This is a genomic window from Sphaerisporangium rhizosphaerae, from assembly GCF_042665155.1.
In the GTDB taxonomy this organism is placed as follows: Bacteria; Actinomycetota; Actinomycetes; order Streptosporangiales; family Streptosporangiaceae; genus Sphaerisporangium; species Sphaerisporangium rhizosphaerae.
On sequence record NZ_JBHTCG010000045.1, the window covers coordinates 1 to 12,886 of the forward strand.

Annotated in this window: 10 protein-coding genes; 2 read left to right on the forward strand and 8 right to left on the reverse strand. The window is 70.0% G+C overall.

What is annotated here, in order from left to right; genetic code table 11:
• Positions 1 to 189: 189 nt before the first annotated feature.
• From aspS to ACFQSB_RS36845, 3 genes are read right to left on the reverse strand one after another with little or no spacing between them, the layout of a single operon-like run.
• Positions 190 to 1,968 carry an aspartate--tRNA ligase gene (aspS, locus tag ACFQSB_RS36835; RefSeq protein ID WP_380831718.1) on the reverse strand — a complete coding sequence of 593 codons (1,779 nt, stop codon included), beginning with the start codon at positions 1,966 to 1,968 and terminating at the stop codon, positions 190 to 192.
• Positions 1,965 to 3,224 carry a histidine--tRNA ligase gene (gene hisS, locus ACFQSB_RS36840; RefSeq protein WP_354923672.1) on the reverse strand — a complete coding sequence of 420 codons (1,260 nt, stop codon included), beginning with the start codon at positions 3,222 to 3,224 and terminating at the stop codon, positions 1,965 to 1,967. The genes aspS and hisS overlap by 4 nt, the downstream gene beginning before the upstream one ends.
• A complete protein-coding gene (locus tag ACFQSB_RS36845) occupies positions 3,225 to 3,908 on the reverse strand; it encodes an MBL fold metallo-hydrolase (RefSeq protein ID WP_380831720.1) in 684 nt (227 codons plus the stop codon).
• Positions 3,909 to 4,100: 192 nt separating this feature from the next.
• Between ACFQSB_RS36845 and ACFQSB_RS36850 the strand changes: the two genes are divergently transcribed.
• The gene (locus tag ACFQSB_RS36850) at positions 4,101 to 4,973 is read left to right on the forward strand and encodes a peptidylprolyl isomerase (RefSeq protein WP_380831721.1); all 873 of its coding nucleotides are present in this window, start codon (positions 4,101 to 4,103) and stop codon (positions 4,971 to 4,973) included.
• Between the two features lie 59 nt (positions 4,974 to 5,032).
• The gene (locus ACFQSB_RS36855) at positions 5,033 to 6,262 is read left to right on the forward strand and encodes a DUF349 domain-containing protein (protein WP_354847855.1); all 1,230 of its coding nucleotides are present in this window, start codon (positions 5,033 to 5,035) and stop codon (positions 6,260 to 6,262) included.
• A gap of 70 nt (positions 6,263 to 6,332) precedes the next feature.
• Here the strand turns inward: ACFQSB_RS36855 and ACFQSB_RS36860 are convergent, their stop codons facing one another.
• The 5 genes from ACFQSB_RS36860 to yajC all read right to left on the reverse strand — a co-directional run bounded on the left by ACFQSB_RS36860 (position 6,333) and on the right by yajC (position 12,678).
• A complete protein-coding gene (locus tag ACFQSB_RS36860; RefSeq protein WP_380831724.1) occupies positions 6,333 to 8,519 on the reverse strand; it encodes a RelA/SpoT family protein in 2,187 nt (728 codons plus the stop codon).
• Positions 8,520 to 8,755: 236 nt separating this feature from the next.
• On the reverse strand, positions 8,756 to 9,274 hold the full coding sequence (locus ACFQSB_RS36865) for an adenine phosphoribosyltransferase (RefSeq protein ID WP_354847849.1): 519 nt from the start codon (positions 9,272 to 9,274) through the stop codon (positions 8,756 to 8,758).
• Positions 9,275 to 9,397: 123 nt separating this feature from the next.
• Positions 9,398 to 10,474 (reverse strand): protein translocase subunit SecF, encoded by a 1,077-nt coding sequence (secF, locus tag ACFQSB_RS36870; RefSeq protein ID WP_380831726.1) that lies wholly within the window; start codon positions 10,472 to 10,474, stop codon positions 9,398 to 9,400.
• A complete protein-coding gene (secD, locus tag ACFQSB_RS36875; RefSeq protein ID WP_380831728.1) occupies positions 10,474 to 12,222 on the reverse strand; it encodes a protein translocase subunit SecD in 1,749 nt (582 codons plus the stop codon). The genes secF and secD overlap by 1 nt, the downstream gene beginning before the upstream one ends.
• An 81-nt stretch (positions 12,223 to 12,303) precedes the next feature.
• The gene (gene yajC / locus ACFQSB_RS36880; protein WP_354847841.1) at positions 12,304 to 12,678 is read right to left on the reverse strand and encodes a preprotein translocase subunit YajC; all 375 of its coding nucleotides are present in this window, start codon (positions 12,676 to 12,678) and stop codon (positions 12,304 to 12,306) included.
• Positions 12,679 to 12,886 lie beyond the last annotated feature (208 nt).

Here is a 12,886-nt window from a genome sequence, read left to right on the forward strand (position 1 = left end):
TGTCGCTGCCCGGTTGAACAGCCGGCCACGCAAAACGCTCGGCTGGGAAACCCCAGCCGAGCGTCTCACCAAGCTCCTGGCACTCGCCAGTTGATCGATCAGTGTTGCGACGACCCCTTGAATCCGCCCACGCGGCCGGGGCTCTCTGGCGTCTCAGCGGACCGGCGTCTCAGCGGACCGCGGCGGCGGTCACCCGGTGGCCTTGCGCGCCTCCGTGGGGGCCCCAGGGGCTCGTCCGGCGTCCACCCCGGCCTCCTTGCGCTGCTCGGGGGTGATGGGCGTCGGAGCGGCCGTCAGCGGGTCGAAGCCGGAGGCGGTCTTCGGGAAGGCGATGACGTCGCGGATGGAGTCGCCGCCCGCCAGCAGCATGCAGATGCGGTCCCAGCCGTAGGCGATGCCGCCGTGCGGCGGCGGGCCGTACTTGAACGCCTCCAGCAGGAAGCCGAACTTGCTCTCGGCCTCCTCCTTGGAGATGCCGAGCACCTCGAAGACCCGCTGCTGCATCTCGGCCCGGTGGATACGGATCGAACCGCCGCCGATCTCCATGCCGTTGCACACCATGTCGTAGGCGTAGGCCAGAGCCTCGCCGGGACGCTCGTGGAAGGTGTCGGCGAACTCGGGCTTGGGGCCGGTGAACGGGTGGTGCACGGCCGTCCAGCCGGTCTGGCGGCCCACCTCGTCCACCACCGGCTCGAACATCGGCGCGTCGACGACCCACAGGAAGCTCCACAGCGACTCGTCGATCAGGCCGCAACGCCGGCCGATCTCCAGGCGGGCGGCGCCCAGCAGGTCGCGCGAGGGGCTGCGCGGGCCGGCGGCGAAGAACACCGCATCGCCCTCCGAGGCGCCGACGGCCTCGGCCAGCCCGGCGCGCTCGCCGTCGGAGAGGTTCTTGGCGACCGGGCCGCCGAGCTCGCCGCCGGCCTGGACCAGCACGTACGCGAGGCCCCTGGCGCCGCGGGCCTTGGCCCAGTCCTGCCAGGCGTCCAGCTCCTTGCGGGTCTGGGAGGCGCCGCCGGGCATGACGACCGCGCCGACGTAGGGCGCCTGGAAGACCCGGAAGGTGGTGTCGGCGAAGTAGCCGGTCATGTCGACCAGCTCGCAGCCGAACCGCAGGTCGGGCTTGTCGGAGCCGTAGCGGGCCATGGCGTCGGCGTAGGTCATGCGGGGAAGCGGGGTGGGCAGCTCGTAGCCCACCGTCTCCTTCCAGATGCGCCCGATCAGCGCCTCGCCCAGGGCGATGACGTCGTCTTGGTCCACGAAGGACATCTCGACGTCGATCTGGGTGAACTCCGGCTGGCGGTCGGCGCGCAGGTCCTCGTCGCGGAAGCAGCGGGCGAGCTGGTAGTAGCGCTCCAGGCCGCCCACCATGAGCAGCTGCTTGAACAGCTGAGGCGACTGCGGCAGCGCGTACCAGTTGCCCGGCTGCAGCCGCACCGGCACCAGGAAGTCGCGGGCGCCCTCGGGGGTGGACCGCGTGAGGTCGGGGGTCTCGACGTACAGGAAGCCGTGCTCGCGCATGACCTCGTGGGCCAGGTAGGTGGCGGTGGAGCGGATGCGCAGGGCGTTGCCGACCTGCTGGCGGCGCATGTCCAGGTAGCGGTACTTCAGCCGCGCCTCCTCGGAGACGCCGGTGCCGCCCTCGATCGGGAACGGCAGCGGCGCGGACTCGCTGAGCACCTCGACCTCCGAGGCCACGACCTCGATCTCGCCGGTGGGCAGGTCGGGGTTCTCGTTGCCCTCGGGCCGGGCGCGGACCTCTCCGACGATCCTGACGCAGTACTCCGAGCGGAGGTCGTGCGCGTGGTCCTCCTCGCGGAAGACCACCTGCGCCGAACCGGACGCGTCGCGCAGGTCGATGAAGACGACGCCGCCATGGTCGCGGCGGCGCGCCACCCAGCCGGCCAGCGTGACCTGCCGGCCGGCGTGTTCTCTGCGCAGCGATCCGGCGGTGTGCGTGCGGATCATTTGGTCAGTTTCTCCTTCAGAGTCGAGACGATCTCGGCGAGTGGCACGGCGGTCTGTTCGCCGCTCGCCAGGTCCTTCACCTGCGCGGACCCGGCGGCGATGTCGCGCTCGCCGAGGATCACCGCGTACGTGGCCCCGGAGCGGTCGGCGCCCTTCATCGCGCCTTTGAGCCCCTTGCCGTCGAAGGCCATGTCGGCGGACACGCCGGCGGCGCGAAGCGCGTTGACGAGGGTGAACATCCGCCGCGCGGCCTCCTCGCCGAGCGGCACGCCGTACACCGCGACGCGGGCGGGCGCCCGCTGGGCCAGACCCTCGGCCTCGACGGCCATGATGATGCGGTCGACGCCCACGGCGAAGCCGATGCCCGGCAGCGCCGGCCCGCCGATGTCCTCCGACAGCCCGTCGTAGCGGCCGCCGCCGCCGATGCCCGACTGGGCGCCGAGCAGCGGGTGGTCGAACTCGTAGGTCGTGCGGGTGTAGTAGTCGAGGCCGCGCACCAGCCGGGGGGTGTCCTCCCAGGGGACCCCGAGGTCCTCCAGCAGGGAGCGCACGCGGTCGTGGTGGGCCTTGCAGGACGCGCACAGGTGGTCGGTGATCAGCGGCGCGTTCTCGACCTGCGCCCGCACCTCGGGGCGCTTGTCGTCGAGCACCCGCAGCGGGTTGACCTCGATGCGGGCCCGGGTGGCCTCGTCCAGGTCGAGCCCGCGCAGGAAGTCCTGCAGGGCTGCGCGGTAGGCCGGGCGGCACTGCTTGCAGCCCAGAGTGTTGAGCAGCAGCCGCACTCGCCTCAGGCCGAGGGCCTGGTAGCCGGCCCAGGCCAGGGCGATGGTCTCGGCGTCGACCGCGGGGTCCTCGGTGCCGATGGCCTCGACGTCGAACTGCTGGAGCTGGCGGTAGCGGCCCGCCTGCGGGCGCTCGTAGCGGAAGGCCGGGCCGGTGGTCCACAGCTTGACCGGGAGCTGGCCGGTGTGCAGGCCGTGCTCCAGCGTGGAGCGCATCACCCCGGCGGTGAACTCCGGCCGCAGCGTCACCGACCGGCCGCCCCGGTCGGCGAAGGTGTACATCTCTTTGGTCACGACGTCGGTCGACTCGCCGACGCCGCGGGCGAACAGCTCGGTGTCCTCGAAGACCGGCACCTCGATGTAGGAGTAGCCGGCGTTCTCGGCCGCCGTGGAGAAGGCGTCGCGGACCGCGAGGAAGATCGCGGAACGCGGCGGCAGATATTCTGGTACGCCCTTGGGCGCCTGAAAGCTCATCTACAGTCCCCTGGTTGGGCCCGCGAACGGCGCCGCCTCGGCGAGGTACGGGTTCGTCGCGCGTTCGCGGCCGATCGTCGTCTGTGGTCCGTGACCGGGCAGCACCGTCGTGTCGTCCGGAAGCGTCAGGCAGACGCTCCCCAGACTGCGCAAGATGGTCGGATAGTCACCGCCCGGGAGGTCGCTGCGCCCGATGGAGCCGGCGAACAGCAGGTCCCCGGAGAACATCACACGCTCTCCTGGAAGCCTGAACGTCACCGACCCCCTGGTATGCCCGGGCGCGTGGTCGACGGTGATGGCCATGCCGGCGATGTCGAGCACCGCGCCGTCCGACAGCTCGCGCACGTCGTCCGGCTCGGTGAAGCTCAGCCCGCCGAAGAGCTGCTGACGGGTCATGAGCGACAGGCCCTTGCCGGGGTCGGTCAGCAGATCACGATCTTCGGGGTGGATCCAGGCGGGCACGTCCCTCGCTCCGCAGACCGGCGCGACCGACCACATGTGGTCGATGTGACCGTGCGTCAAAAGCACGGCGACCGGCTTGAGCCGGTGCTCGCGCAGCATGTCGTCCAGGCCCCGGACGGCGTCCTGACCTGGGTCGACGATCACGCACTCCTCGCCGGCGGCGGGCGCGACCACGTAGCAGTTGGCCTGCAGGGAGCCTGCGGGAAAGCCGTCGATGAGCACGGAAGCGGTCCTCGGTGTGATCGATCTCGTCAAGGAAAGCGGATGGGAATGTAACCGAAGGGTACCGGTGCGGGTCGCCGGGCTGCGAACCATGACCCGTGGGCCGATACGATTCGCCCACTCCATAAAGGTGGCGGTCGTCCAGTGAGGCGACCAAACACGACCAACTCGGACAGTCGGGAGGGCACAGCGGTGGCGACCGGCAAGGACCGTCAAAAGCAGCTGGCACGAGAGCATTACGAACGGCAGATACGCCGGCGCGCCGAGCGGCAGACCCAGCAGAAGAAGGTGGCGGTCGTCGCCACCACCGTGGGTGTCCTGGTGGTGGTCGGCGGCATCTTCACGGCCGTGGCGGTGGTCGGGGGCGGCGACGCCAAGACCCAGGCCGCGGCGGCGACGCCCTCGGCCCCCACCTCCACCTCCGCCGCCCCCTCGGCGGCGGCGGGACCCAAGCCGTACGACGCGGCCACCGGCACCTGTGACTACGTCGCCGACGCCAACGGCGGCCCGGCCAAGAACGTCGGCATGCCGCCCGCGAAGCCGGACAAGAACGCCAAGACGATGACCCTGGAGACCAACCACGGCGACATCGTGGTGGCCCTGGACACCGCCAAGGCGCCCTGCACGGTCAACTCCATGGCGTTCCTGGCCAAGAAGAAGTTCTTCGACGGCTCCAAGTGCCACCGCCTGGGCCCGGCCAACTTCCCGATGCTGCAGTGCGGCGACCCGCTGGCCAAGGCGGACGGCAAGAACCAGACCGACGGCCAGGGCGGGCCGGGCTACCGGCTGGCCGAGGAGAACCTCTCGGGCGCCAAGTACACCCGCGGCGTGGTCGCCATGGCCAAGAGCCAGGCGCCCGGCACCACGGGCAGCCAGTTCTTCATCATCTTCGGCGACCTGCAGCTCCCCGCGGAGTACACACCATTCGGTACCGTCACAAAGGGGATCGAAATCCTCGACGATGTCAGCAAGAAGGGCGTCCTGCCCGGGGGCATGGGCGACGGCTCCGGGGCTCCGAAGGACCCGGTCGACATCAAACACGTGACAATCTCTGGCAAGAGCTGACGTAATACAACCAAGGACGCGTGGCGTCCTGGAGGCTGATTCGAGTGCGGGAGGACACGGTGAGCACCGACCCGTGGGGCCGGGTAGACGACGACGGCACCGTCTACGTTCGTACGGCTGAGGGAGAACGGGCCGTCGGGTCCTGGCAGGCCGGTGAACCGGAAGAGGCCCTGGCCTACTTCCATCGCAAGTACGACGAGCTGGCGACCCAGGTTGAACTGCTGGAACAGCGGCTTCGCGGCACCGACCTGCCACCCGCCCAGGCGGAGGCGACGATCGTCAAGCTGCGCGAGTCGATCACCGAGGCGCACGCGGTCGGCGACCTCGGCGCGCTGGAGGACCGCCTGGCGGCGCTCAGCGAGCTGGTCGGCAAGCGCCGCGAGGAGGTCAAGGCCGCCCGCGACCAGGCGCGCGCCCAGTCGCGGGAGATCAAGGAACGCATCGTCGCCGAAGCCGAGCGCATCGCCGAGGACACCACCCACTGGAAGTCCGGCGGCGAGCGGCTGCGCCAGCTGGTCGAGGAGTGGAAGACCGCCGAGCGCATCGACCGCGTGACCGAGGCGGCCCTGTGGAAGCGGCTGTCGGCCGCCCGCACGGCGTTCGCCAAGCGGCGCAAGTCCTACTTCGCCGGGCTCGACGAGCAGCGCGAGTCGGTGCGCAGCATCAAGGAGCGCATCGTCGCCGAGGCCGAGCAGCTCGCCACCTCCACCGACTGGGGTGACACCGCCTCGGCCTACCGCGAGCTCATGCGGCAGTGGAAGAACGCCGGGCGGGCATCACGCGAGGCCGAGGACGAGCTGTGGGGCCGCTTCAAGGGGGCCCAGGACCAGTTCTTCCAGGCCCGTTCCGCGGTGTTCGCCGAGCGCGACGCCTCCCTGCGGGAGAACGCCGAGGCCAAGGAGCGCATCCTGGCCGACGCCGAGCGGATCCTTCCGGTCACCGACGCCCGGTCCGCGCGCGCCGCGCTGCGCGGCGTGCTGGAGCGCTGGGAGGCCGTCGGGCCGGTGCCCCGGGAGTCCAGAGACAAGCTCGAAGGCGGGCTGCGCCGCATCGACGAGGCCGTCCGCAAGGCCGAGGAGACCGAGTGGAAGCGGTCCAACCCCGAGGCCCGCGCCCGGGCGCAGAACACCGTCGACCAGCTCCGCAAGTCCATCGAGCAGCTCGAGGGGCGCCTGGCCAAGGCGAGCGCCGCGGGCAAGGACAAGGACGTCAAGGAGGCCGAGGAGGCCATCGCCGCCCGCCGTTCCTGGCTGGAGGAGGCCGAGCGCACGCTGGCCGAGTTCTCCTGACCGCCGCCCCGGGAGCCGTCCATCGGGGGGGACGGTCCGGGGCCGGTCAGCCGGTGACGCGGTAGAGGTCTCAGTTGGTGACGCGGTAGACGTCGTAGACGCCCTGGATGTTGCGCACGGCCTTCAGCACGTGGCCGAGGTGCTTGGGGTCGCCCATCTCGAAGGTGAACTTGCTGACCGCCGTGCGGTCACGGGAGGTCGTCACCGACGCCGACAGGATGTTGACGTGCTGGTCGGACAACGTGCGGGTGACGTCCGACAGCAGGCGCGGCCGGTCCAGGGCCTCCACCTGGATCGCCACCAGGAACACCGAGTCGTCGCCGGGCGACCAGCTCACCTCGACCAGCCGGTCGGGCTCGGAGCGCAGCTGCTCGATGTTGGGGCAGTTGGTGCGGTGGACCGACACCCCGTGCCCCCGGGTCACGAAGCCCACGATCTCGTCGCCGGGCACCGGCGTGCAGCAGCGCGACAGCCGCACCCACACGTCGGAGTCGCCCGCCACGATCACTCCGGCGTTGGTGCCGGTGCGCGGGCGGCCGCGCATCTTGGTCGGGACGGCCGCCTCGGCGATGTCCTCCTCGGCGGCGTCCACTCCCCCGAGGGACTGGACGAGCTTCTCGACCACCGACTGAGCGCCTGTGTGGCCCTCTCCGACCGCCGCGTACAGCGCCGAGACATCGGGGTAGCGAAGGTCCCTGGCGAGGGCCAGGAGCGTCTCTCCGGACATCAGGCGCTGCAATGGGAGGCCCTGCTTGCGCATCGCCCGCCCGATGGCCTCCTTGCCCGCCTCGATCGCCGTCTCGCGGCGCTCCTTGGAGAACCACTGGCGGATCTTGTTGCGCGCCCGGCCGCTCTTGACGAACTTCAGCCAGTCGCGGGACGGGCCGGCGTCGGGCGACTTGGAGGTGAAGATCTCGACGGCGTCGCCGTTGCTCAGTCGCGACTCCAGCGGCACCAGGCGGCCGTTCACCCGGGCGCCGATGCACCGGTGGCCCACCTCGGTGTGCACGGCGTAGGCGAAGTCGACCGGCGTCGCCCCCTCGGGCAGCGCGATGACCTGGCCGCGGGGGGTGAAGACGAAGACCTCCGACACCGACAGGTCGAACCGCAGCGACTCCAGGAACTCGCCCGGGTCGGAGGTCTCCTTCTGCCAGTCGAGGAGCTGGCGCAGCCAGGCCATGTCGCCGGCCTGCTTCACCCGCGCCCCGGCCGCGCCGGCGGCGCCCATCTCCTCTTTGTACTTCCAGTGGGCGGCCACGCCGTACTCGGCGCGGTGGTGCATCGCGCGGGTGCGGATCTGCAGCTCGACCGGCTTGCCCTCGGGCCCGATGACCGTCGTGTGCAGCGACTGGTACATGTTGAACTTGGGCATCGCGATGTAGTCCTTGAACCGGCCGGGCACCGGGTTCCACCGAGCGTGGATCGTTCCTAGCGCCGCGTAGCAGTCGCGCACGGTGTCGACCAGCACGCGGATGCCCACCAGGTCGTAGATGTCGTCGAACGCGACCTCGCGGGCGATCATCTTCTGGTAGATCGAGTAGTAGTGCTTGGGCCTGCCCTTGACCGCCGCGCGGATCTTGGCCTCGCGCAGGTCGGCCGAGACCTTCTCGATGACCTCCTGCAGGAACAGGTCGCGGCGCGGCGCGCGCTCGGACACCATGCGGGCGATCTCGTCGTACCGCTTGGGGTAGAGCATGCCGAAGGCGAGGTCCTCCAGCTCCCACTTGATGGTGTTCATGCCGAGCCGGTGGGCCAGCGGCGCGAAGATCTCGAGCGTCTCGCGGGCCTTCTGCTCCTGCTTGTGGCGGGGCAGGTAGCGCAGGGTGCGCATGTTGTGCAGGCGGTCGGCGAGCTTGATGACCAGCACCCGGATGTCGCGGGACATCGCCACGACCATCTTGCGCACGGTCTCGGCCTGCGCGGCGTCGCCGAACTTGACCTTGTCGAGCTTGGTGACCCCGTCGACCAGCAGCGCGATGCTCTCGCCGAAGTCGGCGCTCAGCTCGTCCAGCCCGTAGGCGGTGTCCTCCACGGTGTCGTGGAGCAGCGCCGCGCACAGGGTCTCGTCGTCGGTGCCGAGTTCGGCGAGGATCGTCGCCACCGCCAGCGGGTGGGTGATGTAAGGATCGCCGCTCTTACGCTTCTGATCACGGTGGTGGTAGGCGGCGACGTCGTAGGCGCGCTCGATCACGCGCAGATCCGCCTTGGGATGCGTGGCGCGGACCGTCTTGAACAGCGGTTCCAGGACCGGATTCATCGCGCCACCCCATTGCCCCCCGAACCGGGAAAGCCTGCGGCGTGCGGCAGGCGCCGGCTTGTCGTCGGTGCCTGCGGACGTGGCTAAACCCGTATCGTCCGCGGGCGCGGAAACCGGCTCAGGCGTGTCGGTCACTTCGGGCAAGGCCACATCACGGGGCACTCAGACTCCTCACGTCGAGTCCAGATCCTCCAGTGTATCCACGCTGGAGAACGCCGACCTCGCGGAGGAGCCGATCAGACCACCACCAGGGCGCGCAGGTCGACGTCGGGAAGACGGTCGCGCCCCTTGAGGAAGGCGAGTTCCATCAGCACGGACACGCCGACGACCTGCGCGCCGGCCCGGCTGACCAGCTCCACCGCGGCCCGGGCGGTGCCGCCCGTGGCCAGCACGTCATCGACGATGAGCACGCGCTCGCCCGGGGAGAAGGCGTCGCGGTGCACCTCGATGACGGCGGAGCCGTACTCCAGATCGTAGGACGCTTCCAGCGCCTCGGCAGGGAGTTTGCCCTTTTTCCGGACCGGCACAAACCCGGCTCCCGCGCGGTAGGCCACCGGGGCGGCCACGATGAAGCCGCGGGCCTCGATGCCGACGACCTTGTCCACCGCGAGGCCGTCGGCCAGCGCGTCGACCACCGAGGAGAAGGCCCCGTGGTCGCCGAGCAGCGGCGTGATGTCCTTGAACATCACCCCCGGCCGGGGGTAGTCGGGCACGTCCCTGATGCGGTCGAGGATCGTCGTGGTGAGGTCGCTCATAGGGGGTCCTTTCCGGCGGCGGTGCGGCGCCCAGCGATCCTAGGGGACCGCCCGGCGACCCGCAGACGAGCGCCCCCGTGGCGGCGAGCTCACGGGGGCGCTGAGGGACGTGCAGGTGCGGGGCTAGCGCTTCTTGCGCTTGCCCGTGGCCACCGACCCGTTCGCCGAGCCGGAGGTGGAGGCGGCGGCGGGCTCCTTGCCCTTGGCCTTGCCCGGGGACGCGGCGTCCTTGGAGGCGGCGGCCCGGTTGGCGTGGACCCGCTTGGCGATCGCCAGGTACTTCGGCTCGCGCTCCTTGAGGTTGGCCAGCAGCGGCGTCGCCACGCACAACGAGGAGTACGTACCGACGATCATGCCGACGAACAGGGCCAGCGACAGGTCCTTCAGCGTGCCCGCGCCGAACAGCGTGGTGCCGATGAACAGGATCGCGGCGACCGGCAGAATGGCCACCAGCGAGGTGTTCAGCGAGCGGATCAGCGTGTGGTTGAGGGCGTTGTTGGCGGCCTCGGTGTAGGTCATCTTGGCGGTCGTGCCGAGCTTGGCGGTGACCTCCTTGATCATGTCGAACACGACGACGGCGTCGTAGAGCGAGTAACCGAGGATCGTCAGGAAGCCCAGCATGGTCGCCGGAGTGACCTCGAAGCCCGACCAGGCGTAGATGCCGGCCGTGATGACCAGGTCGTGGATGAGCGCGACCACCGCGGCCAGCGCCATCTTCCACTCGAAGGCCAGCGTGAGGTACAGGATGATCGCGATCATGAACACGATCAGGCCGATGATGGCCTTGTTGAGGACCTCACCGCCCCAGGTGGCGCCGATGATCTGCTTGGAGATCTGGTTGTCGGGCACGCCGTACTTGGCGGAGATGGCGTCGGCGACCTTCGTCACGCCCTGTTCCGGCAGGCTCTGGGTGGTGACCCGCCAGCGCGTGCCGGCCTCCTGCACGATCACCTGGTGGCCGCCGACCGCCTCGACGGTGTCGCGGACGTCGGCGATGGAGGACGCGGCCGGCTTGTCGAAGCTGAAGACCGAACCGCCCCGGAACTCGATGCCCAGGTTGAGCCCCTGGATGACCAGCCCGAGGATGGAGATCAGCAGCAGGACCCCCGACAGCGTCGCCCAGAGCTTGTACCTGCCGACGAAGTCGACGTTGACCTCGCCACGGTACAGACGGCGCCCGAGCGCCCCGATGGCAGACATCAGCCCTCCTGCGGAACGGTCGTGCGAGCGGCCGGCGCCTCGCGGCTCATGCGCTCGGCGTCGAGGCCCGACAGCTTGTGCCCCTTGGCGAAGAACGGGAGCTTGGCCAGCAAGGCGACGAACGGCTTGGTGAACAGGAACACCACCGCGATGTCGATCAGGGTGGTCAGGCCCATCGCGAAGGCGAACCCGGCCACGCCGCCGACCGCGAGGAAGTACAGCACCACGGCGGCGATGAACATGACCGCGTCGGCGATCAGGATGGTGCGCCGGGCCCGGGCCCAGGCGACCTCGACGGCGACCCGCAGCGACCGCCTGCCCTCCTTCATCTCGTCTCGCATGCGTTCGAAGTAGACGATGAAGGAGTCGGCCGTGATGCCGATCGACACGATGAGGCCGATGATGTGCGGCAGCGAGAGCCGGAAGTTGGCGTTGTGGCCCAGGATGACCACCGTGCTGTAGGTCAGGATGGTCGCCACCACGAGGCTGGCCACCGCGACGAGGCCGAGGCCCCGGTAGTACAGCAGGCAGTAGAGGACCACCAGGACCAGGCCGATGGCGCCGGCGAGCAGGCCGCCCCTGAGCTGGTCGGCCCCGAGCGTGCCGGAGACCTCCTCGATCGAGCTCTGCTTGAACTTCAGCGGCAGCGCGCCGTACTTGAGCTGGTTGGCCAGGTCGGTGGCGGACTTCTGGGTGAAGCTGCCGGAGATGCGGGCCTGGCCGCCGGGAATGGGCTCCTCGATGACGGGAGCCGAGATGACCAGGCCGTCCAGCACCATGGCGAGCTGGTTGCGCGGCTGCGGCGCGCTGGTGATCTGACCGGTGGTCTTGGCGAACTCGCTGGCGCCCTTGCTCTTGAAGGTGACCTGGACGATCCACTCGCCGGTGGTGGAGTCGACGCCGGAGGTGGCGCCGGACACCTCGGTGCCCTTGACGGCGGCCTTCTCCAGGATGTACCTGGCGTCGCCGTCCTTGCTGCACGCCGCGAGCTGCTTGTCCGGGTTGTCCTGGACGCCCTGGCCGCGGTCCTTCTTGGTGCAGTCGATCTTCTTGAACTGCTCGGCCACGGCCGGGTCGACGCCGGTGAGGTCCACGCCCGCCATCGGGTCGTCGGAGGGCTGCGCGGTCGGCTGGCCCGAGGGCGCCGAGGCGCTCGGCGCCGGAGTGGCCTTGGCGCTCTTGTCGGCCTTGCCGGAACCCGAGGCCGAAGTGGACGGCGCCGGGGTCGGGGCGGTCAGCGCCGACGACAGGGCGCGGCCCGCGGGCGTCGCGCTCGTCGCGGGCTTGGCCGTGGCGGCGGGCTTGGCGGTCGATGACGGCTGGCCGCTCGCGCCCGGCTTCGGAGTGCCGGTGCCCGAGGGCGCGGGCGTCGCGGGCGTGGTCGGCAGCGGGCTCGGGGCGATGACCGCCGGGGCCACCGCGAGCACTTGACGGAAGCGGAGCTCGGCCGTGGTGCCCAAGCGCCCGACGACCTCCTTCTGCCCGGCGCCGGGAACCGAGATGACGATGTTGTCACCCGATTTGGCGACCTCGGCATCGGAGATGCCCGTACCGTTCACCCGGTCGCGGAGGATGTTGACGGCCAGGTCGAGGCTCTCTTGGGAGGGAGCCGCACCTGCCTCCGTGACCGGAGACAGCGTCACCGTGGTGCCGCCGGCGAGGTCGAGGCCGAACTTGGGCACGAAGGCCTTCTGCAGTGCCATCACCCCGCCCATGGCGAGGATGAGCACCAAGAGGGCCAGGAGCACGCGTCCCGGCCTGCTCTGGCTACTGGTCGATGGGGCCACTGGTGGTCGATTCTTTCGTCAAGGGGTTTGCGGTGAGCCTACTCAGGACTTCTTGTCGCTCGGACCTTCGTCTCCGCGGATCTCCGGTGCGTCGGCCGGCTTGACGTCGGTGACGGGTTCCGGCTCGACGATTCCATTGTCCACCGTCTCCTCCTCGACCGGGACGAGCACACGGCCGATGGCCGCCTTCGTCCAGCGGGTCTCGACGCCGGGCGCGACCTCGAGGATCACGTCGTCGTCCTCGACGGCGATGACGGTGCCGAACAGGCCGGTCGTGGTCATCACACGGGTGCCCGGCGTCACACTGCTCTGCATCTGCGCCTGCTCCTGCGCCCGCTTACGCTGCGGGCGGATGAGCAGGAAATAGAACACCACGACCAGCAAGATCAGTGGCACGAACGATCCAAGGCCCTGCACGGGGCTTCCTTCCGGTTAAGAATTGACCGGCCTGGCGCCGGCGGTCTGGCGGCGATCGGCACGGCCACACACTGATCGCGTCAGCGTACACAGCCAGCCAAGCCACGGAGTTTAGGCGAGCTTGTCAAAGCCCGGCAACGAACCCACGCTCTTGCAGGCGGGAAAGTTCCCGTTGTCACCGATCTGTGACCGGCGGATACGACCGGCT